The sequence below is a fragment of the Catenuloplanes japonicus genome (assembly GCF_000717135.1).
GTDB classification, from domain to species: Bacteria; Actinomycetota; Actinomycetes; order Mycobacteriales; family Micromonosporaceae; genus Catenuloplanes; species Catenuloplanes japonicus.
Genome location: NZ_JNXY01000013.1, coordinates 1 through 21737, shown reverse-complemented (window position 1 = coordinate 21737; position 21737 = coordinate 1). Strand labels below are relative to the sequence as shown.

Genomic DNA, 21737 nt, shown 5'->3' with positions numbered 1-21737 from the left:
TGTCGGCGGCTATAGCTGAGACAGCCTACGGCAGGCAGCCCGGAGGCCGCCTGTGAGTCAGACGCACGCCACCCGACCGTAACGCCGCAGCCCCAAGGGCACAAACCAAGGCCGCAGGGGGTACGACGTGCACGTCGTACCCCCTGCGGCTTTTGATCTTTGTGTAGTTCCCCCCGACCCGCCACGGCCTGGACCACGTCGTGAGACGCAGGCGACCAGAGCTGGCGCGGCCACCGGCAGACATGCTCTTCGTCTGCCGGTGAACGTGTCAGCGCCGGGAGCGGCGGCGAGCCCGGAGGAGCGAAGCGACGACCAGCAACTCAGTGGAACGAGTCGCCGCAGGCGCAAGAGCCGCCGGCGTTCGGGTTGTCGATGGTGAAGCCCTGCGCGTCGATGCGGTCCGCGAAGTCGATGGTCGCGCCGGTCAGGTAAGGCGCGCTCATCCGGTCCACGACGACCTCGACGCCGCCGAAGTCGTCGACGATGTCGCCGTCGAGCGAGCGCTCGTCGAAGAAGAGCTGGTAGCGGAGGCCGGAGCAGCCGCCGGGCTGCACCGCGACGCGCAGACGAAGATCGTCGCGGCCCTCCTGCTCGAGCAGGTTCTTGACCTTCTCCGCTGCCACGTCCGTGAGGAGGACGGTGGTCGCGGCCTTGGTCTCCTCGGCCACTGCCTCGGTGCCGGTCTGCGCTGAAGTGGTCACTTGGAAGTCTCCCTGCGCTGTGCGGATTTATTCCGTCTGTGGCCAACGCATGTCCGCTGACCCTGCATTCCCACCCAGTCTAAAACTCTTCCCAGCTTGTGCCCGTGCGCGCTTGCTCTCACCGGCTGTACTGCCCGGCCAGGCGCTCCGCGAGCGCGGCCAGACCGTCCGCCGGCGTGGCCATGGCCGCGTCCACGTCGCCGTCGTAGAAGTCGACGAGCGAGTACGTCTCGGTGACGCCGGCCGCGGCCGCCTCACGCCGCCCGGTGGTGACCCGACCGGCCAGCACCACGCAGGGCAGGCCGCGGTCGCGGGCGCCACCGGCCACCCCGGCCACGACCTTGCCGCGCAGCGACTGGTGGTCGAACGAGCCCTCGCCGGTGATCACCAGGTCCGCCTCGTCCAGCGCCGCGGGCAGGTCCGTGAGCCTGGTCACCAGGTCGATGCCGGACTCGCAGCGGCCGCCGAGCGCCAGGATCGCGGCGCCGAGCCCGCCGGCCGCGCCCGCGCCCGGCAGGTCGCGCACGCCGGGTGGCGCGGTGGGCAGCGTCTGCAGGATGCCGGCGAATCGTTCCAGCGCGCTGTCCAGCAGGAACACGTCCTCGCGGGTGGCGCCCTTCTGCGGGCCGTAGACCGCGGACGCGCCGTGCAGGCCGGTGAGCGGGTTGTCGACGTCGGTGGCCGCGAGCAGCTCGGCGCCGCGGATCCGGGGCGTGCCGGTCAGGCCCTCGACGGCGGTGAGCGCGGCGCCGCCGTAGGGCAGCGCGTAGCCGGCCGCGTCGATCGGGGCCGCGTCCAGCGCCGCGAGCATGCCGGCGCCGGCGTCGTTGACGGCGGAGCCGCCGAGGCCGATGACCACGCGGACCGCGCCGTGCTCGATCGCGGCGAGCAGCAGCAGGCCGAGACCGTAGGACGTGGTGCGCTTCGGGTCCCGTTCCGGCTCGGAAAGCAGGTGCAGGCCGCAGGCGTGGGCGCTCTCCACGTACCCGATGCCGTCTTTGATCAGAATTTCGCCCTGTGCCGGGCGGCCGAGCGGGTCGACCGTGTCGACGATCACGCGGCGCCCGTGCACGGCCGGCGCGAGCACGCCGATGAAGCCGGGGCCGCCGTCCGCGAGCGGGCGCTCGATCAGGTCGTCGGTCTCCGTGTGCCGCCGCCAGCCGTCGGCGATGGCGCGGGCGGCCGACACCGCATCGATACTCCCCGCGAATTTATCCGGACAAATCAGGATTCGCACGTCCCTGTACCTCCTGGTAGGCGGCCGTCCGGACCATTCTGAGGGAAGCCTGGATCACATCGGCGGGCCGGTCTCACTGTGAGACAATCTTGCTGTGACATCGACCTGGGTAGAGCCGTCCAATACCGCAACCGCCCTGCTTCTGCTGGGCAGGGGCACCGACCCGGCCTCCGAGGCCGGCGTCGACTGCCCCGGAGATCTTCCGTCACCGAGCGACCCGGACCTGGTCGCCCGCGCCATGGCCGCCAAGCTCGCGCTCGGCGACCGCGTCTTCGTCCTCGGGCACCACTACCAGCGCGACGAGGTGATCCAGTTCGCCGACGTGACCGGCGACTCGTTCAAGCTCGCCCGCGAGGCCGCGGCCCGGCCGGACGCGGAGTTCATCGTGTTCTGCGGCGTGCACTTCATGGCCGAGAGCGCGGACATCCTGACCACCGCCGACCAGAAGGTCATCCTCCCGGACCTGGCGGCCGGCTGTTCGATGGCCGACATGGCCGTGCTGTCGCAGGTCGAGACCGCGTGGGACCTGTTCGAGGACCTGGGCATAGCCGGCGACGTGGTGCCGGTCACGTACATGAACTCGTCCGCGGACATCAAGGGCTTCGTCGGCCGTAACAAGGGTGTGGTGTGCACCTCGTCCAACGCCAAGCGCGCGCTGGACTGGGCGTTCGAGCAGGGCTCCAAGGTCTTCTTCCTGCCCGACCAGCACCTGGGCCGCAACACCGCGGTGCTGGAGATGGGCCTCACGCTGGACGACTGCGTGCTGTACGACCCGCACAAGCCGCACGGCGGGCTCACCCCGGAGCAGCTGCGGGACGCGAAGATGATCCTCTGGCGCGGCCACTGCTCCGTGCACGGGCGTTTCACACTGTCTTGCGTGGAGGAGGTTCGCGAGCGCATCCCCGGGGTAAACGTGCTCGTGCACCCGGAATGCCGGCACGAGGTGGTGACGGCAGCCGACTACGTGGGCTCGACGGAGTACATCATCAAGACCGTCGAGGCCGCTCCGGCCGGGTCCGCCTGGGCGATCGGCACCGAGCTCAACCTCGTGCGCCGGTTGGCGGACGCGCACCCGGACAAGCAGATCACGTTCCTGGAACGCACTGTCTGTTACTGCTCGACTATGAACCGCATTGATCTGCCGCATCTGGTCTGGGCGCTGGAGGAGCTTGTCGCCGGACGGACACCGAACCAGATTACGGTCGATCCGGACACTTCGGCATTTGCACGATCCGCGCTCGATCAGATGCTTGCGCTGCCGTAACACCGAACGGGCACATCCGTAAGATCCACGACAGAACCACGGCCGTTCGTCCCGGTTTCGCGCCAGGACGAGCGGTGCGTGGGTTCTTGTCTTGGTAACCGAGCGCTATGCTTCCCCCCGCGACAAGCGCCACCCCCCGCTCGCCGAAGTTGAGACGAGTGCCGGCGCCCATCCCCCTTACGCAAGCGCTGGAGGTTGCGTTGACCGACGACGTGCTGGCTGTGCACGGTGGCACTCCACTGAACGGCCGGGTCCGAGTCCGCGGCGCCAAGAACCTCGTCTCCAAGGCGATGGTGGCATCCGTGCTCGGCGACAGCCCGAGCAAGCTCTACGACGTCCCCAACATCCGCGACGTCGAGGTCGTCACCGGCCTGCTCGAGCTGCACGGGGTCCGGGTCAGCAAGGGTGAGACCGAGGGCGAGCTGATCTTCGACCCGTCCAATGTCGAGTCCGCCTCCACTGACGAGATCAACGTGCACGCCGGGTCCAGCCGGATCCCGATCCTCTTCTGCGGCCCGCTGCTCCACCGGCTGGGCCACGCCTTCATCCCGGACCTCGGCGGCTGCCACATCGGCCCGCGTCCGATCGACTTCCACATCCAGGCGCTGCGCCAGTTCGGCGCGATCGTCGACAAGGCGCCCGAGGGCATGCACCTCACCGCGCCGAACGGGCTGCACGGCACCAAGTTCGAGCTGCCGTACCCGAGCGTCGGCGCCACCGAGCAGGTGCTGCTGACCGCGGTGCTCGCCGAGGGCGTCACCGAGCTGCGCAACGCCGCGGTCGAGCCGGAGATCATGGACCTCATCTGCATCCTGCAGAAGATGGGCGCGATCATCACGGTGCACACCGACCGGGTCATCGAGATCCAGGGCGTGAAGCGGCTCGGCGGCTACTCGCACCGGCCGATCCCGGACCGGATCGAGGCCGCGTCCTGGGCCGCGGCCGCGCTGGCCACGCGTGGCGACATCACCGTGCTCGGCGCGCAGCAGGCGGACATGGGCACGTTCCTCAACGTGTTCCGGTCCATCGGCGGCCAGTTCGAGGTCACCGACGCGCTCGCGCCGAACGAGACCCGGCCGGGCCGCGAGGGCGGCATCCGCTTCTGGCACCCGGGCACCGAGCTGACCGCGGTCGCGCTGGAGACCGACGTGCACCCCGGCTTCGCCACCGACTGGCAGCAGCCGCTCGTGGTCGCGCTCACCCAGGCCCGGGGCATCTCGATCGTCCACGAGACCGTGTACGAGCAGCGGCTCGGCTACACGGAGTCGCTCAACACCATGGGCGCGACGATCCAGACGTACCGGGACTGCCTCGGTGGTACGCCGTGCCGCTTCGGCCGGCGTAACTTCCACCACTCCGCGGTCATCGCCGGACCGTCCAAGCTGCACGCGGCCGACCTGGTCATCCCGGACCTGCGGGCCGGCTTCAGCCACCTGATCGCGGCGCTGGCGGCCGAGGGCACCTCGCGTGTCTACGGCGTCGACCTGATCAAGCGCGGGTACGAGAACTTCGAGACGAAGCTCGCCGACCTGGGCGCGAACGTCGAGCGCGTCTGACGATCGTCCTGACGAGAGGCCGGCACCCCGAACGGGGTCCCGGCCTCTCGTTCGTTCGGGTGACTACCTTGCGGTCGACGGCCGGTTTCGCTGCGCTTCATCTCGCCGCTACCCTTGGCGACGTGCCGCTGTTTCGTCGTAAGTCCACCGCCCTCGTCGAGGACCAGGTCTCCGAGGTCGAGTCCACCGAGGCCGGCTCCGCCGCCACCCGGGGTTACACCCCGAGCAAGCGCGAGCTGGGCGTCACCACGCCGAAGCGGCCGAGCACGCAGCGCCGCCCCGGTGGCGCCTCGGTCAGCCGGACGCCGCTGACCAAGGAGGAGGCGAAGGAGCAGCGCAAGCTCGCGCGGCAGCGTGAGTCCGAGCGCTTCCGCCAGGAGGGCGGGCCGCGTGACCGGGGTCCCGAGCGGCTGCTCGTGCGCAACGTGGTGGACTCGCGGCGTACCGCCGGGTCGTTCTTCCTGGGTGGCGCGTTCATCGTGCTGCTCGGCGCCACCATCCCGGACCCGCGGGTCCAGACGGTCGTCAACATCCTCTGGCTGGCGCTGACGCTCGCCGTGATCGTGGACAGCTTCCTGATCAGCCGCCGGATCAAGAAGGCGGTCAACGACCGCTTCCCGAAGACGTCGGAGCGGATGGGCTCGCTCTACTTCTACGGCATCTCCCGGTCGCTCAGCTTCCGCCGCATGCGGGTGCCGGTGCCGGCGGTCGGGGTCGGCGAGAAGTTCTGATCATGGGTGCTCCATGATCAGGATCATCCAGCTGCCCGGCTCCAGCCCCTCGTAGACGTGCGGAGCATCGCCCGGGAACGACACGTAGTCTCCCGGGCCCAGCTCCACCGGGCTCTCCGCCGGCCCGAGCCGCATCCGCCCGGCCGCCACGATCCCGTGCTCCACCGTGCCCGGCAGGTGCGGCTCCGCCAGCCGCGCCGAGCCGGGCTCCGTCTCCACCAGGTAGACGTCCCGTCGCGCGCGCCCGTCGCCCGCGTTCAGCAGCACGCCGGTGTAGCTGGCCAGCTCCGACGTCACCCGCGGCCCCTCCCCCGCCCGGATCACCCGCACGGCCGGGGCCGGGGGTTCGATGAGCCGGCTCAGCGGTACGTCGAGCGCGTTCCCGAGCGACCAGAGCGTCTCCACGCTGGGGTTGCCGCTGCCCGCCTCCAGCTGGGAGAGCGTGGACTTCGCCACACCCGCGCGCCGCGCCACCTCCGCCAGCGAGAGCCCCATCCGCTCCCGTTCCCGCTTCAGGGCTGCCGCGATGGCGGCGATCGGCGGCTCACTCGTTCGTTTCATCGACCTCTTCGTTCGGTTTGACATACCGGTCGGTACGTTCGATATTCCACGACATGCGTTCAGTACATCGAACGACGATCGTCCGCGACGCCCTCGCCATCTCGGTGGCCACCGGCGCCGTCGCCATCTCCTTCGGCGCGATCGCGGTCGGCAGCGGCCTGCCCCCATGGTCCGTGGTCGCCATGTCGGTCTTCATCTTCGCCGGTGGCGCCCAGTTCATGGCCGTGGCCCTCATCGCCGCCGGCAACCCCCTCGCCGCCGTCCTCGGCGGCCTCCTCGTCAACGCCCGCCACCTCCCGTTCGGCCTGGCCGTCGCCGACGCCGTCGGTCCCCGCTGGTGGCAGCGCCTGATCGGCTCGCACATCGTCATCGACGAGTCCGTGGCGTTCACGCTCGCCCAGCAGGATCCGCGCGACCGCCGCCTCGCATTCTGGACCACCGGCGGCCTTCTCTTCATCTTCTGGAACCTCGGCGGCCTCGCCGGCATCGCGCTCGGCTCCGCCGTCACCGACCCCGCCGTCCTCGGCCTCGACGCCGCCTTCCCGGCCGGCCTCATCGCGCTCCTCCTGCCGTCACTGAAGGACCGCGCCACCCGCGAGGTCGCCCTCTCCGGCGCCGCGCTGGCCGTCCTCACCACCCCGTTCCTCCCCGCCGGCCTCCCGGTGCTCCTCTCCCTGGCCGGCCTCCTGACGCTCCTCATCCCCCGAAAACCCGAAAAAAACGAAGAAGCCCACGTGGGTACGACGGGAGCGCCCGCATGCTGATCGCCGTCATCGCCGCGCTCGCGGTCGGCACCTACGCCTTCCGCGTCACCGGCGTCCTCCTCCAGGACCGCCTGCAGCTCCCGCCCCGCATCCGTCACGTCCTCCCGCCGGCCGCCGCCGCCCTCCTCGGCGCGCTCGCCGCCACCGCCGCCCTCACCGAGAACGGCGCCCTCGCCGGCGTCGCCCGCCCCGCCGGCGTCCTGGTCGGTGTCCTCCTCGCCTGGCGCAAGGCCCCGTTCACCGCGGTCGTCGTCACCGCCGCCGCCACCACCGCCCTCCTCCGCTTCCTGGGCCTCCCCTGACCACATCGGCGCGGAACCGGGCCGCATCTCCCCTGCGGCACGACCGGGTCTTTGCCCTTGTGACGCGGAACCGGCTCCGCCGCGGCGGCAGAACGGAGCGAAGCGGAGGTTAGGACGCCGGCGCGGTTGGCCCGCGGGAGCATGCGGGCCGGACCACGGCGAAAGCGGGAAAATCCGCTCTTAGGTTTTTTTGGAGATCTAGGTGTTTTTGTAGAGCTTGGCGATGACGTCCTCGATGTCGGGTTCGAGGACGGAGATGTCGCGGACGGCGGCGGACCGGGCCACCTGGACGACCACGTCCGCGGCGGTGCCGGTGGTCAGGCCGAACGTCAGGCGGCGGCCGTCGAGCTCGGTGGCGTCCAGCGTGGCGCCGGTGAGCGTGAGCGGGGCGGGTGGCGGCTCGTCGAGGTCGACGACGACGCGGCGGCGGGAGTTGTAGCGCGCGTGCAGCGCCTCCAGCGTGCCGTCGTGCACCACCCGGCCGTGGTCGATGATCACCAGGCGGCGGCAGAGGCGTTCGATGTCCGCGAGGTCGTGCGTCGTGAGCATCACGGTCGTGTCCCCGGCGGCGCCGAGTTCGGTCAGGAACGCCCGCACCGCCTGCTTGCTGACCACGTCCAGGCCGATCGTCGGCTCGTCCAGGAAGAGCACCTCGGGGCCGTGCAGCAGCGCGGCCGTCAGCTCGCCGCGCATGCGCTGGCCCAGGGAGAGCTGGCGCACCGGCGTGTCCAGGAACTCGTCCAGCTCCAGCATCGCCCGGCACCGCAGCAGACGGGCCGCGTGATCGGCGGTCGGGACCCGGTAGATGTGCCGGAGCAGCGCGAACGACTCGCGCAGCGGCAGGTCCCACCAGAGCTGGGAGCGCTGGCCGAAGACCACGCCGATGCGCAGCGCGAGCCGGATGCGCTGCTTCACCGGGACCAGGCCGCAGACCGTGACCTCGCCGCCGGACGGCATCAGCACACCGGTCATCATCTTCAGCGTGGTCGACTTCCCGGCGCCGTTCGGGCCGATGTAGCCGACCGTCTCGCCCCGGTCGATGCGCAGGTCGACGCCGTCGACGGCGGCGGTCTGCCGGCGTTCGCGGCGGAAGCGGCCCTTCTTGACGCTCACGGTGAAGGCCTTGCTGAGGGCTCGCGCCTCGATGACGGTCATGATCCGGTGCTCCGGTAGTGGCGGATGCCGGTGCGCCAGATCAGGGCCGCGGCGAACGCGACCGGGAGGCAGACCAGCGGGGCGGCCCAGCCGGCCCAGGCGGGCAGGCCGAGTGGGTCGGGGCGGCCGAGCAGCGCGAGCGTCGGCTGGTAGGCGACGAACGCGAAGCCGAGCCCGTACGCGAAGAGGCTCCGGAACCAGCCGTCGAAGACCGTGACCGGGTAGCTGGTGAAGTCACGCCCGCCGTAGGTGAACGCGTTGCCCAGCTCGCCGGACTCGATCCACCAGAACGCCACGGACGCGGTGCCCACGAAGATCGCGCCGAAGAAGACCGCGCCCCCGATCGGCGCCGCGATCGCGAGCAGGACCCGGGCCGGCGTCCAGTCGATGCCGGCGTGGGCCAGCGCTACGACCAGCACCACGATGGCGAGCAGCACGCGGGACAGCTTGCGCAGCGGTAGGTCCATGGCGAGCAGCTGGCCGAGCGGCCCGAGCGGGCGGATCAGGACCGCGTCCATCAGGCCGGTACGCACGTAGAGCCGGATCCGCTCGATGTTGCCGACCGCGAGGTCCGCCAGCGTGAACCCGCACTGCGCGATCCCGACCATGACGAGCGACTCACCGAGCCGGAATCCGCCGATCACGCTGGACACGCCGTAGAGCACGAAGACGGTGAGCACGTCCAGCGCGGTGGCGCCGACGTTGGAGACCAGGTCGATGGCGAACGACACGCGGTAGCTCATCTGCGACCGGGCCTGGGCACGCAGCAGGTGGAGGTGCCCGCCGAGCCGGGCGCGCAGCTCACCCACCCTGGATCACCAGGTGCCGCTCGGCGCGGCGCTGGACGAGGCGGCAGAGCAGCAGCATGACGACCAGCCAGCACGCCTGGAGTCCGACGATGCCGAACTGGACCGGCGTGGCGTCGCGCTCGACCAGCACGTCCAGCGGGGCCTGGAAGAGGCTGGGCATCGGGGTGAGCAGCCACAGCGGCAGCAGCACGGCGTCGGGCAGGAAGCGCAACGGGAAGAGGAGCCCGGAGAGTACGCCGGCGCCGAGCGTCCAGAGCATCAGCGGCCCGCGGACGTCGAGGAGCCAGTAAGCGATCGCGTTCACCAGGAACCGGCAGCAGAACGTGATGACGATCGCAAAAAGGACGGAGAGTGCGAAGAGCGGCACCGTGTGCCAGCGGGCGGGCAGATAGGGGTGGAAGAAGATCAGACCGGCGAGCACGGGCGGAACGCACCTGGTCAGGACCGCGTGCCAGGCCCGGCCGAGGTCGGCCGCGAGCATGCTGGTGACCGGGTGGACCGGCCGGAGCAGATCGGCCGTCACCTCGCCGGTGCGGATGCGGTCGGCGAGCTCGGGCGTGCCCCAGAGCAGCACCACCGCGAGCAGGCCCTGCGCCACCCAGACGTACGTAACCAGCTGACCAGGGGTGTAACCGCCCGCCACCGCGCCGCCGGCGACCGCCAGGAAGAGGTAACAGCGGAGGAATCCGAAGACGGTGTTGGTGAACGTCCCGGCGACCGTTGCCTGACGATATGTGGAGTACCGACGAAAGCCTGATGCCGCGATAACCCAGAATGTCGTGATTTGTCCGACGAGTTTTTGTTGCGGCATGGTGCGCGCAGTGGCGTTGAACAAGCCCACGCCGTTACCCTCCTTTCCGCGGACATCGCTGCGCCGAGCCGGGTGACTTTACCCGGTGACCACGGCTGCCCAGCGATAGATTTCCCATGAGGTGAGCCGGCGTGACCATGCGACGCCCGCCAGCGTCTCCGCTGGCACGCGTCCCGGTCCGTCGACACCGGGCCCAGGTCGGGAGCGCACAGCGAGGTGGGGTGAACCGTGACGCCGGAGCGTAGGGATCGACGCGGTTCAGCGCTGCCCGCGTGGGCCGTCGAGACGACGGACGAGTGGATGGAGGTTCCCGGGCAGAAATATCCGGGCGACCCCGGACCGTCCGTCCAGGCGCGCAGCAGCGCGGTCTACCGGTCCTCCGTGCGCCCGGACCCGGACAACCCCGCACCCGCGCCCCCGCCGGCCAACGGCCGCCCTTCGCGCCCCGCGTCCGGCCGCGCCAGACCACGCAAACCAGGCGCCAATGGGTACGACTACGACGAGGACCAGTTCGCGCCGGCGCCCACCCGCGGACACGATGTCCGGATTTATGGGGATCGGGGGCGGTCCGACGAGCCGCGCCGCGGCGCGCCGGTCGAGGACGACTGGGACGACGCACCCCGCGCCCGTGGCGGCGGACAGCGGAGCGACTTCGACTACGAGGGCCGGGACCCGAGGGGCGCGCGCGGCCGCCGCGATCCCAACCTTCGGGACGATACGAAAGATTCGCGGGTACGGAACGGGCGCGGCGCCGATCCGGATTTCGACCCCGACTTCGACTCGGGTTACGACTCCGGCTTCGACCCGGGCCTCGGCTCGGGTGAGATCGATCCGCGCGGGCGGCGGGATCCCCGGGACCGGGGCGGGCCGGATCCGCGGGATCGTGGACGGCGGGGCGAGGAGATCGACCCGCGTGACCGTGGTGGTCGTGACTCTGGTCGAGACGGCGGCCGGGACGGTGGTCGCTACGGCGGCGGCCGGGGTGGGGAGCAGGACTGGCGGACGGGTGATCCCGATCGGCCGCGCCGCCCTGCCCGGCGACCGGAGGACGGGCCCGGCGACGTGCGTCCGGCCGCCGCGGCGGGCGGACCCGACCGTGGCCGGCGGCCCGGGTGGGATCAGGCGGACGACTGGCAGCAGGCGCGCGAGGGACGGCGTGAGGCGCCGCGCGGCGACCAGCCGTGGCGCCGTCGCGAGGTCGTCCAGGACTGGAGCGAGCCGCAGCCGGTAGACGCGGACTACGACGACCGGTCGGGGCGGCGGGACGACGTGCGTCCGGTCCGGCGGGACGACGAGCGCCCGATCCGGCGCGAGGACGAGCGCCCGGCCCGGCGCGACGAGCCGGTGCGCAGGGACGACGAGCGGCCGATCCGGCGCGAGGACGAGCGGCCGGGGCGCCGGGACGACGAGCGGCCGGTGCGTCGCGACGAGCCCGTGCCCGGCCGTGGGCGCGGCGACCGGCCGGGACGCGAGGGCGATCCGGCCTGGCGCGACCAGCCGGACGAGGTGCGGGCCGGGGAGCCGAGGCGGCAGGAGCCGTCCGCGCGTCCCGACGACCCGGACCGTGGCGGGGATCCGTCGCGGCGGGGCGAACGGACCTGGATCAAGCCGGGCCAGCGCGGGCCCGCCCGCCAGGACGAGCCTTCGCGTGGCCGGGAGCCGGTCCGGGACGACGAGCCCGCACGCCGTGGCGAGCCCGTCCGCGGGGACGAGCCGCAGCGGCGCGAGCCCGTGCGCGGGGACGAGCCGGGGCGGCGCGAGCCCGTGCGTGGCGATGAGCCCGGACGGCGCGAGCCTGTGCGCGGGGACGAGCCGGGGCGTCGTGGCGATGAGCCGGCACGTCGCGGGGAGCCGTCGCGCATCGGGGAGCCTGGCCGGCGGGACGAGCGGCGTGGCGAGCCCGTCCGCGGGGACGAGCCCGGACGGCGCGAGCCCGCGCGTCCGGAGGAGCCGCTGGCGCCGGTCGTGCCGATCCGGCGCCGCGACGAGCAGCCGTGGGAGCAGGAACCGGCCGCGGCCGGTTGGGACCCGGCGGCCGGCGACGTCCGTGGCCCGTCGCGCGGTGGCGATCCGTCGCGTGGTGGGGACCCGTCGCGCGGTGGCGATCCGTCGCGGCGTGCGCCCGCGGCGTCGGCCGAGCGCTTCGCGGAGGCGGAGCGGTCCGGTTACTCGCGTCAGGACATGCCGGACGCGGACCCGCGCCCGGGACGGGACGGCGACCGTGGACGCCCGATGGCGCCCGCGGCCTCTGCCGCGCCCCCGGCGTCCCCCACGCGCCGACCGGACTACCCGGACGGTCCGGAGCGCTCCGGCGGGAACGCGCGTCCCGACGTCTCAGCGCGCCCTGGCGGGTCCGGACGGCCGTATCCCGGACCGGGATCCAACCAGCCGCCGTCGAGCCCGCAGCGGCCCGCACAGCCGCCGTCCGGCACCCCGTGGGGTCCGGAGGGCCGGCCGGTCAATCCGGCCGCGGCCTATCAGGTCCCGGGCCCGCCGGCCCGCGCGCCCTACGATCCGGCGCGGGCGGACGCGTCCGAGCAGACCCGCCGCCTCGGCGGGGACTCGTTCGACGCCACCCGCCCGGTCAGCTCCGCGCCCTACGACCAGAGCACGCGACCGGTCAGCTCCGCGCCCTACGACCAGAGCACGCGACCGGTCAGCTCCGCGCCCTACGACCAGACCGTCCGCCCGGTCAGCGGGATGCCGTCCGACCGGACCCAGCCGGTCGGCGGGTTCGACCAGACGCGGCCGGTCAGCGCCGCACCCTACGACCGCACGCAGCCGATCAGCGGCCCGCCCTACGACCGGAACCGGCCGCTCGCGGCGGACGCGTCCGAGCAGGCCCGCCCGGTCAGCTCCGCGCCCTACGACCAGAGCGGGCGGCCCGTCAGCGGGGCGCCGTTCGAGCAGGTGCGGCCGGTCAGCGGGATGCCGGACGCGCGGCCGGTCAGTGGCGCGCCGTTCGAGCGGGAGCGTGGCGCGGCCTACGGGCAGGAGTGGGCGCCGGGTGCGTCCGCGCCGACCAGTGGCGCGCCCTACGAGCAGACGCGGCCGGGTTCAGCGCCGCAGCGGCCGGCGGCCGGGCCTCCGCGCGGGCAGGAGTGGGCGCCGGGCGCGGCCCAGCAGGGCGGATGGGCGGCTCAGGATCGGCCGCGGCCGGACGCGGAGCGCGAGTCGCAGCGGCCGGTCAGCGGCGTGCCCTACGGACACGAGTGGGCTCCGGACGCGGCCCGGCCGGTCAGCGGCACGCCCTACGGTCAGGTGCGCCCTGAGGCCGGTCGCGACCAGGACCGGCCGGTCAGCGGCACCCCGTACGGCCAGACCCGGCCCGACGCAGGCCGCGACCAGAACCAGCCGGTCAGCGGTGTGCCCGCTGACCAGCGGGGCCCGATCGACCCGCGGACCGGCAGGCCCGTGGACGGCGCGGGGCGTCCGGAGAGCAGCGGGGCGTTCCCGAACGTCCCGGTCATGCCGGGTCAGGAGGAGGACAGCCGCCGCCCGGACCAGGTCTACCCGCAGGATCGGCCGGTCAGCGCGGCCCCCTACCGGGGCGACGATCGGCCGGTCAGCGCCGTGCCGAGCGACTACCGGGGCGAGGACCGGCCGGTCAGCGCCGTTCCCTACGCGTCCGAGGCCGCGTCGCGGCCGGATGTGCGCCGGGGGCCGGACGGTTTCCCGGAGGAGGATCGCGCGGGCTACGCGGAGGCCGAGTACCGGCGGCCGGCCGGGTCGGTACAGCCGCCGCCGGTGGATGCCGCCTACGACGACGAGCTCTACCCGCAGCAGCCGACCCAGCGGGATCGTGCGGCCGCGCAGGGCGCACCGCAGCCCGCCGCCCAACGCCAGGACCCACCGCAGCCGGCCGCCCAACGCCAGGACGACGCACCGCAGCCGACCGCCCAGAGCACGCCGGCCCCGCAGCAGGACACGCCGGCCCCGCAGAGCACGCCCAGCACCCCGCCGGCCCAGGAGACCGGGCCGCAGCAGAGCGAGCAGCAGGGCGAACATCAGGGCGAGAGCGCGCCGGAGGCGATTCCGGCCCCGCCCGTACCCCCGGATCGCCCTTCGCTCGGGGAGCTGCTCAAGGCGAGCGGTGCCGAGACGCACAGCGTCGCGCCCGAGTCCGAGTCGAAGCCGGCCGATTCCGGCTGGTTCGGCGGCAAGCCCGCCGCGGCCGCGGAGAAGGCGCCGGAGGCGCAGGAGAACGACGAGAAGGCCGAGACCGAGCCGGCCGTCACCGCCAGCCCGGACACCGTGCTGCCCGGCCCGGCCGGACCGGCGTCGGGTGCGGCCACGGCGCTGCGGTCGCCCACGATGATCACGCCGATCATCAGCCCGGACGAGCCCGTGGACACCGCGGACGAGCCGGAGCAGCCGCAGCCGGAGGACGACGACGCGCCGGTGGAGGAGGAGCCGCCGAGGCCGGCGGATCCGGAGCAGGTGCTGGCCACGTACCACTGGCGGTTCCACCACGAGACGCTGCGCGAGCTGGTCGACGATCCGGACGAGCTGCGGCAGGTACGCGAGCGCCTGACCGAGAAGCTGGCCGGCGCGACCGACAACGCCACCCGGGCCCGTCTGCTGAGCCTCCGCGCGGTCGTGAGCAGGATCCTCGGCGATCTGGGCCCGGCGCTGCACGACGGCAGGATGGGCCTGGAGCACGCGGAGCTGACCGGGCATTTCCGGCGGATCGCGATCGCGCAGGCGCGGCTGGCGCACGTGCTGCAGTGGCGGGGCGACTTCATCGAGGCGGACCGGCTGTTCGCGGAGGCGAACTCGTCGGAGCTGCCGGACCGGCTGCGGGCCACGATGCACGAGCACGCGGGGCGGTCCGCGTACGACCAGGGCCGCTACATGGAGGCGCTGCACCACTTCGAGCGCGCGCTGGAGCTGCGCAAGGTGGAGGACCCGGACCTGATCTCGCGCACCGAGCTGGCGCTGGACGCGGTGTTCGCGAAGGTGGCGGCGAACGGCTGGGGCCCGTACCCGCGGGTCGAGGACGAGATCCGGCAGGTGCACCGGTCGCCGCAGCCGATGTTCTCCGAGCGCGTGCAGCGCTGGGGCTACGCCGACGAGGCCGACGAGCCGGTGATCGCGGCCAGCTACGCGGACGTGCAGCCGTTCCGGGACGGCGTGGCGTGGGTGCGCCGGCCGGAGGCGCAGCACTGGGAGCTGATCGACGAGTCGGGTGAGCTGCTGATCCCGGCGGACGCGGGCTACTACGGCGTGGGCTCGTTCTCGGACGGGCTGGCGTGGGTGTCCCGGGACGGCAACGGCGGCTGGGTCGCGGTCGACAAGACCAACAAGATCATCATCTCGCAGCCGTACGAGGACGTGCGCCCGTTCCGCCGGGGCATCTCCGCGGTGCGGCGCAAGAGCGGCTGGGGCGCGGTCGACACGTCCGGCACCGTGGTGGTCCCGACGCAGTACAGCGGCTTCGCGACCGCGCTGACCGACGGCCGGTACGTGGACGGCTTCACCGACGAGGGCCTGGCGATCGTGGACCTGAACGGCCGCAAGGGCGTGGTGGACCGGTCCGGCACCGTGGTGGTCCCGCCGGCCTACCCGGCGATGGTGATCCACCCGGTCGCGTTCCTGATCGGCGCCGGGACCGGCACCGGGCGGTGGGGCGCGATCGACCGCCGGGGTGAGCCGCTGATCGACCCGGTGCACGCGTCCCGCGCGGACGTGATGGACGAGATCGACCGTCTGCTGGCCGACACGAAACCTGTCCTGTAGGAGGGACCGGCCCGGAAAAGCGGACGGCAAACCGGGCCGGCTCCTCACACCATAGGCCCCGCACCTCAAGAAGAACTTCAGAAACCCACCTCACCGGTAGGGTCTGGCGCATGGAATTCCGTCACCTTGGCCGTTCCGGCCTGCTGGTCAGCGAGATCTCATACGGAAACTGGATCACCCACGGCTCCCAGGTCGAGGAGGAGGCCGCGCTCGCGTGCGTGCGCGCCGCCCTCGACGCGGGTATCAGCACGTTCGACACCGCGGACGCCTACGCCGGCGGCCGTGCCGAGGAGGTTCTGGGCCGCGCGCTCAGGGGCGAGCGCCGCGAGAGCCTGGAGATCCTGACGAAGGTCTTCTGGCGCACCGGGCCGGGCCGCAACGAGAGCGGCCTGTCCCGCAAGCACATCCGCGAGTCGATCGACGGGTCGCTGCGCCGCCTCCAGACCGACTACGTGGACGTCTACCAGGCCCACCGGTTCGACTTCCACACGCCGCTGGAGGAGACGATGTCCGCGTTCGCGGACGTGGTCCACTCCGGCAAGGCGCACTACATCGGCGTCTCCGAGTGGACCGCGGACCAGCTGCGCGCCGGCCACTCGCTCGCCAAGGACCTGAAGATCAGCCTGATCTCGAACCAGCCGCAGTACTCCGCGCTGCACCGGATCATCGAGGGCCAGGTCGTGCCCGCGTCGCTGGAGCTGGGCGTGAGCCAGATCGTGTTCTCGCCGATGGCGCAGGGCGTGCTGTCCGGCAAGTACCTGCCGGGTCAGGCCCCGCCGGACGGCTCCCGGGCCACGGACGAGTCCGGCGCGAAGACGATCGCCCGGTTCATGAACGACGACGTGCTCACCGCCGTGCAGCGCCTGGTGCCGCTGGCGGACGCGGCCGGGCTGAGCATGCCGCAGCTGGCGCTGGCGTGGGTGCTGCAGAACCGGAACGTGGCGAGCGCGATCGTCGGCGCGTCCCGGCCGGAGCAGGTCCACGACAACGTGAGGGCGGCGGGCGTGCGGCTGGAGGAGGACCTGGTCAAGCAGATCGACGACGCACTCGGTGACCTGGTCGAGCGTGACCCGGCGAAGACGCAGTCCCCGGCCAATCGGCCTTGAAAGACAAAAATGCCGCGCGGGTACGTCGTACCCGCGCGGCCTTGTGTTGAAGGTCTTTGTCTAGCTCGCCTGGTAGGTCCAGAAGCGGAGCAGCGCGAAACCCTCGCTGTAGAGGTAGGACGGCATGCCGATCAGGTCGCCGAGCGTGAAGACGCCGCTGAAGAACACGCCGCCGATCGTCGGGTTCCACAACAGCGCGAACAGCATGATGAAGCCGAACGGCGCGATCACGTCCCACGTGCGCTTCCAGGAGAGCGGCAGCCACGGCCGCAGGATGTTGCCGCCGTCCAGGCCCGGGACCGGCACCAGGTTCAGCACCGCGGCCATCAGCTGCAGGAAGCCGAGCAGCGCGAGACCGGCCCAGAACTCGGTGTGCGTCCGCCCGGTCACGCCCAGCAGGAACGGGATCGCCAGCACGATCGCGAACACCAGGTTCGTCGCCGGGCCGGCCAGGCTCACCAGCGACGACTTGAGGCGGCTGCCCAGCGCGCCGTGGTTGATCCACACCGCGCCGCCGGGCAGGCCGATACCGCCCAGCACCACGATGATCACCGGGAGCACCAGGGACAGCAACGGGTGGCTGTACTTCAACGGGTTCAGCGTCAGGTAGCCGCGGTGTGCCGCGTCGATGTCGCCGGACCGGAACGCGACCAGCGCGTGCGCGTACTCGTGCAGGCACAGTGAGATCAGCCAGCCGGTGACCACCAGCAGGAACACGTCGAACGCCACGTTGCCGAAACCGTTCCACGCCATCACGGCCGCGGTCACGAACAGCGCGACCAGCCCGAGGAAGATCGGGCTGGGCCGGAACGCCTCCTTCGGCACCCCCATCACGAGGTTGCCGTTGCCCATCCGATCGCTCACTCGGACACCGGTTGCTGCAGACTCATCCGGTACTCCACCCGGTCGTCCTCGACCAGGATCACCGTGCTCACACCGGTGCCGTGCAGCTCACGCCAGATCTGCCCGATCCACGACTCGGCGTCGGCCTGACTGGAGAACGCCTCCGACGGGCCCTCCACCGGCTTGCCGTCCGAGTCCTCGTACCGCCAGTTCCACGGCATGCGCGTCTCCCCTCGTTCGGCGTCTCCGCGCGTCCTGCAAGCCTAGTCGCCCGGCCCGCCTGACCGCGCACAGCGGATCGCTCTAAGGTACGGCTATGTCCGTTGACGGGTGGAACACCCTTCTCGTGCTCGGCGGCATCCGATCCGGCAAGTCGGAGTTCGCCGAGTCGCTCGTGTCCGGTGCGACCAGTGTCCGCTACCTCGCGACGTCCGCTCCTGTCTCCCCGTCGGATTCCCCCGGCGATCCGGAGTGGGAGGCGCGCATCTCGGCGCACCGCGAACGGCGGCCCGAGACCTGGGTGACGGACGAGGTGGGCGCGGACCCCGGCCTGCTCATCGCCACGCTGCTGGAGGCGAAGCCGGACGAGACGCTGCTCGTCGACGACCTCGGCGGCTGGGCCGGCGTGCTGCTCGACCCGGTCCACCAGCCCGCCGACGACGTCAAGACCATCGAAGAACTGGCCGCGGCGGTACGGGCGTGCGCCGCGCGCCTGGTCCTGGTGAGCCCGGAGGTCGGGCTGTCGCTGGTGCCGACCACCCCGCTCGGCCGCGCGTTCGCGGACGCGCTCGGCACGGTCAACCAGGCGGTCGCCGCCTCCGCCGACGCCGTGGTGCTGGTCGTCGCCGGCCAGCCGACCTGGCTGAAGGGCGCGGCCGGTCTCCCCGGCGCCTCCGATCTCCCCGGCGCCTCCGATCCGGACCCGTCCGCCGCGGTCGCCGTCGCGCCGTCGCTGCCGGACGGGCCGGCCGCTTCCGTGCTGCCGGACGTGCCCGCGCCGATCGTGCTGCCCGAGGTGATCACGCCGGTCGCCGCGCCCGTGCTGGCGCCGCCCGCGGCCACGCCCGGCGACGCGCTCCGCGGCCCCACCCACGCGCTGCCGATCGTGCGCAGCGGACTGGTCATCCAGCCCAACATGGAGCTGCCGCTGCCGGACGACACGTCCGGACCGGCCGCGATCGACCGGCTCACCACGCTGGACATCGGCGGCAGCGGGCTCGGCGAGCTGGCCGGCGTGGTCCGGTTCGCGGCCGCGACCCAGGGCACGGACACGCCCCGCCCGTGGCAGTCCGTGCGCGTGCTGCTCGTCCAGGGCGACCACGCCGGCGGCGCGTCCGCGGGCACGCCCGACGGCGAACCCGCTCGGCGCGCCGCCCAGGCCCGGCTCGGCATCGGCGCGCTCGCCCAGCTCACCGCGTCCGCCGGCGCCACGCTCCAGGTCGTGGACGCGCCCGCGTCCGCCGCGATCGAGAACGGCCCCGCGCTCACGGCCGACGAGGTCGACGAGGCGCTCCGGCTCGGCTGGCGGCTCGCCGAGGACGCGGTCGAGAACGGCGCCGACCTGCTCGTCATCGCCGCCTCCGGCGCGGGCACCCCCGCCGCCGCGGCCGCGGTCCTGGCCGCCACCGCCGGTGCGGAACCCGCCGCGGTGCTGCCGCCGGTCCGCACGCCCGACGGCGGCTTCGACGACAACGCCTGGATGGCACGCTGCGCCGCGGTCCGCGACGCCATGCAGCGGGTGCGCAAGGGCGGCCGCGAGGCCAAGGACATCCTGGCCGAGGTCGGCGGCGGCGACGTGGCCGTGGTGACCGGCATCCTGCTCGGCGCCACCGCCCGCCGTACCCCCGTGCTCCTCGACGGCCCGATCGGCGTCGCCGCCGCGCTGGTCTCCCGCGACCTGGCCGGCCAGGCCCGTCACTGGTGCCTGCTCCCCGACCACAACGGCGACCCCGCCGTCAAACTCGCCGCGGACGTCCTCGGCCTCACCCCCGTCCTCAACATGCGCCTCGACCTGGGCGAGGGCACCGCGGCGCTGGCCGCGCTCCCGCTGCTCCGGTCCGCCATCGCGTTGGCCGCTTCGCTGCCGCTCCGCGAGGTGCCGCCGCCCGCGGACGAGACCGCGGTCCCGGAGTCTTTCGCCGTGACGACCGGCGGCGACGCCGCCACGGCGACGGACGCCACGGCGACGGGTGCTGTGACGGCGGATGCCACGACGGCGGATGCCACGACGGCGGGTACGGCGACAGCGGGTACCACGGCGGCGGGTCCGGTGACCGACGACGCGACCGCCACCATCACCCCGTCCTCGGATTCCGCAGAAGACACGACGACGGTCATCGCCGGGGAGCCCAACGGCGGCGCGACGACGGTGATCACCCCCGCCGCGAGCGCGGACCCCGAGACGACGACCGTGATTCCGCAGGCCGGAACCACGGTCACCGACGCGGGCGCCACCGCGAAGGACTCCGGGGCCACCACGGCCACGTTCGCGTCGGCGGCGGACGAGGACCCGGAGCGGACCACGATGATCTCGCTCAACGGCGACGACTCCCCGACCACCGCGATCAGCCTGCCGCCGAAGGACGACCCGGAGGCGACCACCGCGATCCGGGTGCCGCCGAAGGACGACCCCGAGGCGACCACGGTGATCACCACCGGCACCCCGGCCACGGCCGCGTCGCACGACGAGGAGGACGGCAACTCCTGGATCCCCGGCTTCGGGAACCCGCGCCGCTCCGACGACCCGGACTCGGCCACCAAACGCTGACCCGTGACCGCCGCCGACACAGAACCACCGCACAGGCCCGCCCCGGAGGACTCCGGCGGCGGGCCTGCCGGTCGGTGGACGCTGTTCGCCGACGGGGTGCGGCTGGCACTGACCACGCTCACGGTCACGCCGATGCGGGTGGGTGTCGTGGATCGTCGTACCGCCGCGGTCGCCATGTCCGTCGCCCCGGCGATCGGCATCCCGCTCGGCGCGATCCTGGCCGCGGTGCTAATGGTGCTGCACGCCGCCGGCGCACCACCACTACTCGCCGCCGCCGTCACACTCGGCACCGGAACCCTGCTGACCCGTGCCCTGCACCTGGACGGCCTGGCCGACACCGTCGACGCGCTCGGCTCCTACCGCTCCGGCGAGGCCGGCCTGGCCATCATGAAAAAGCCCGACATCGGCCCGTTCGGCGTCGCCACCCTCACCCTCGCCCTGCTCACCCAGGCCGCCGCGCTGACCGCGCTCCCCGGCACCCACGCACTCGCCCTGGTGACCAGCGTGATCACCGCGCTCACCACCGGCCGCTTGGCGATCTCCTGGGCCTGCCACCGCTCGATCCCCGCCGCCGGCCCTACCGGCCTGGGGGCACTGGTGGCCGCCACCGTCCCCGCCCCGGTGCTGGCCGTCACCACCGCGGCCACAATCGCGCTGTCCGCCCCCGCGGTCCCCGCGCGCCCCTGGCAGGGCCCGCTGGCCGTGATCCTGGCCCTGGCAGCCACGCTCCTGCTGCTACGCCAGTGCCGCCGCCGCTTCGGAGGCCATCGACCCGGGACAAGCCGAGCAGATCATCGGCAGGGCCGCCAGCTCTGGTCTGTCGTGCGGCGGGTTCGTGGTTCTCACGTTTGGGCGGGCGCTTTTCGCTGATCGGCTGCGGTTCGCGGGTGGTCCGGTTTTGAGGGTTCCGTATCGCGGCCCGCCGGTGGTTGCGTCGTGGTCGGGTTCAGGCTTACGTCGCGCTGTTTGCCGCCGGTTGCGTTTGTGGCGGCCCTGCCGATGATCTGCACCCCTGCGGGCGGGTCGACGGCATACGGGGCAGCCAGGCGGTCACCTCTGTGTGTGGTCCACACCCGAGATCAAGAGCGTGCTGCGCACGCGGAGGCGAGCTGCGCGGGTTGAGGCGAGCTGCGCGCGAAGGCGGCTATGTGCGAAGGCGGCTATGTGCGAAGGCGGCTGTGGGGCGAAAGAGCGAGCGGGGATCGGGCGCTACGCGCCCGAAATTTCCGCAAATAGCGGGCCGCGCGATCAGCGGGCGCGTTCTCCCCTGACCCCGAAAGCTCTAAATCGGCCCACAGACAATCCCTGGACCACAGCGCTACAGCACCGCCGTGTGCGACCAAGCCAGCAACCCTCGATCTACCCGTGCGCTCAAACCTCAACAGCGCACC

At 72.7% G+C, this 21737-nt stretch carries 16 protein-coding genes and 1 pseudogene; 9 read left to right on the top strand and 8 right to left on the bottom strand.

The genetic code is table 11. From position 1 onward, the window contains the following. Positions 1 to 320: 320 nt before the first annotated feature. Together OP04_RS19545 and OP04_RS19540 are read right to left on the bottom strand one after the other, a co-directional pair. A complete protein-coding gene (locus OP04_RS19545) occupies positions 321 to 701 on the bottom strand; it encodes an iron-sulfur cluster assembly accessory protein (protein WP_033341199.1) in 381 nt (126 codons plus the stop codon). Between the two features lie 118 nt (positions 702 to 819). Beyond that, positions 820 to 1938, bottom strand: a complete 1119-nt coding sequence (locus OP04_RS19540) for a glycerate kinase family protein (protein ID WP_033341198.1) — start codon at positions 1936 to 1938, stop codon at positions 820 to 822. A 94-nt stretch (positions 1939 to 2032) separates the two neighbouring features. On the opposite strand from OP04_RS19540, the gene nadA reads away from it, so the two are divergent. From nadA to OP04_RS19525, 3 genes are all read left to right on the top strand, one after another. Further along, the gene (gene nadA, locus OP04_RS19535) at positions 2033 to 3202 is read left to right on the top strand and encodes a quinolinate synthase NadA (protein ID WP_033341197.1); all 1170 of its coding nucleotides are present in this window, start codon (positions 2033 to 2035) and stop codon (positions 3200 to 3202) included. A gap of 200 nt (positions 3203 to 3402) precedes the next feature. After that, a complete protein-coding gene (murA, locus tag OP04_RS19530) occupies positions 3403 to 4758 on the top strand; it encodes a UDP-N-acetylglucosamine 1-carboxyvinyltransferase (protein ID WP_033341196.1) in 1356 nt (451 codons plus the stop codon). 122 nt (positions 4759 to 4880) lie between these two features. Beyond that, on the top strand, positions 4881 to 5489 hold the full coding sequence (locus tag OP04_RS19525; RefSeq protein ID WP_033341195.1) for a DUF3043 domain-containing protein: 609 nt from the start codon (positions 4881 to 4883) through the stop codon (positions 5487 to 5489). On the opposite strand, the gene OP04_RS19520 is transcribed toward OP04_RS19525, so the two are convergent. After that, complete coding sequence (locus tag OP04_RS19520; RefSeq protein WP_033341194.1) at positions 5490 to 6050, bottom strand: helix-turn-helix domain-containing protein; 561 nt, start codon at positions 6048 to 6050, stop codon at positions 5490 to 5492. Positions 6051 to 6103: 53 nt separating this feature from the next. Between OP04_RS19520 and OP04_RS48530 the strand changes: the two genes are divergently transcribed. Next, positions 6104 to 6814, top strand: a complete 711-nt coding sequence (locus OP04_RS48530) for an AzlC family ABC transporter permease (RefSeq protein ID WP_051798324.1) — start codon at positions 6104 to 6106, stop codon at positions 6812 to 6814. After that, on the top strand, positions 6808 to 7116 hold the full coding sequence (locus tag OP04_RS49830) for an AzlD domain-containing protein (RefSeq protein ID WP_051798322.1): 309 nt from the start codon (positions 6808 to 6810) through the stop codon (positions 7114 to 7116). The genes OP04_RS48530 and OP04_RS49830 overlap by 7 nt, the downstream gene beginning before the upstream one ends. Positions 7117 to 7314: 198 nt before the next feature. On the opposite strand, the gene OP04_RS19510 is transcribed toward OP04_RS49830, so the two are convergent. The 3 genes from OP04_RS19510 to OP04_RS19500 are packed head-to-tail and all read right to left on the bottom strand — an operon-like array spanning position 7315 to position 9921. Then, positions 7315 to 8271: an ABC transporter ATP-binding protein gene (locus OP04_RS19510; RefSeq protein WP_033341193.1), complete on the bottom strand. Its 957-nt coding sequence runs from the start codon at positions 8269 to 8271 to the stop codon at positions 7315 to 7317. Beyond that, positions 8268 to 9080: an ABC transporter permease gene (locus OP04_RS19505; protein ID WP_033341192.1), complete on the bottom strand. Its 813-nt coding sequence runs from the start codon at positions 9078 to 9080 to the stop codon at positions 8268 to 8270. The genes OP04_RS19510 and OP04_RS19505 overlap by 4 nt, the downstream gene beginning before the upstream one ends. Further along, complete coding sequence (locus OP04_RS19500) at positions 9073 to 9921, bottom strand: ABC transporter permease (protein WP_332309670.1); 849 nt, start codon at positions 9919 to 9921, stop codon at positions 9073 to 9075. The genes OP04_RS19505 and OP04_RS19500 overlap by 8 nt, the downstream gene beginning before the upstream one ends. A 198-nt stretch (positions 9922 to 10119) precedes the next feature. Between OP04_RS19500 and OP04_RS55730 the strand changes: the two genes are divergently transcribed. Beyond that, complete coding sequence (locus OP04_RS55730) at positions 10120 to 15630, top strand: WG repeat-containing protein (protein ID WP_232323647.1); 5511 nt, start codon at positions 10120 to 10122, stop codon at positions 15628 to 15630. Positions 15631 to 15740: 110 nt separating this feature from the next. After that, a complete protein-coding gene (locus tag OP04_RS19490; RefSeq protein ID WP_033341191.1) occupies positions 15741 to 16736 on the top strand; it encodes an aldo/keto reductase family protein in 996 nt (331 codons plus the stop codon). A 60-nt stretch (positions 16737 to 16796) separates the two neighbouring features. On the opposite strand, the gene OP04_RS19485 is transcribed toward OP04_RS19490, so the two are convergent. Together OP04_RS19485 and OP04_RS19480 are read right to left on the bottom strand one after the other, a co-directional pair. After that, on the bottom strand, positions 16797 to 17588 hold the full coding sequence (locus OP04_RS19485; RefSeq protein ID WP_033341190.1) for a site-2 protease family protein: 792 nt from the start codon (positions 17586 to 17588) through the stop codon (positions 16797 to 16799). A gap of 8 nt (positions 17589 to 17596) precedes the next feature. Beyond that, positions 17597 to 17800, bottom strand: a complete 204-nt coding sequence (locus OP04_RS19480) for a hypothetical protein (protein WP_033341189.1) — start codon at positions 17798 to 17800, stop codon at positions 17597 to 17599. A gap of 95 nt (positions 17801 to 17895) precedes the next feature. Between OP04_RS19480 and OP04_RS19475 the strand changes: the two are divergent. Beyond that, positions 17896 to 19935: pseudogene (locus OP04_RS19475) on the top strand (bifunctional adenosylcobinamide kinase/adenosylcobinamide-phosphate guanylyltransferase); the annotation flags it as partial. Between the two features lie 414 nt (positions 19936 to 20349). Continuing rightward, on the top strand, positions 20350 to 21216 hold the full coding sequence (locus OP04_RS19470) for an adenosylcobinamide-GDP ribazoletransferase (protein WP_051798317.1): 867 nt from the start codon (positions 20350 to 20352) through the stop codon (positions 21214 to 21216). Positions 21217 to 21737: the final 521 nt, after the last annotated feature.

Coding starts and splice junctions, on each gene's coding strand:
- OP04_RS19510 (WP_033341193.1), bottom strand. CDS start 8,271: ATGACCGTCATCGAGGCGCGAGCCCTCAGCAAGGCCTTCACCGTGAGC.
- OP04_RS48530 (WP_051798324.1), top strand. CDS start 6,104: ATGCGTTCAGTACATCGAACGACGATCGTCCGCGACGCCCTCGCCATC.
- OP04_RS19480 (WP_033341189.1), bottom strand. CDS start 17,800: ATGCCGTGGAACTGGCGGTACGAGGACTCGGACGGCAAGCCGGTGGAG.
- OP04_RS19485 (WP_033341190.1), bottom strand. CDS start 17,588: ATGGGCAACGGCAACCTCGTGATGGGGGTGCCGAAGGAGGCGTTCCGG.
- OP04_RS19490 (WP_033341191.1), top strand. CDS start 15,741: ATGGAATTCCGTCACCTTGGCCGTTCCGGCCTGCTGGTCAGCGAGATC.
- OP04_RS19520 (WP_033341194.1), bottom strand. CDS start 6,050: ATGAAACGAACGAGTGAGCCGCCGATCGCCGCCATCGCGGCAGCCCTG.
- OP04_RS49830 (WP_051798322.1), top strand. CDS start 6,808: ATGCTGATCGCCGTCATCGCCGCGCTCGCGGTCGGCACCTACGCCTTC.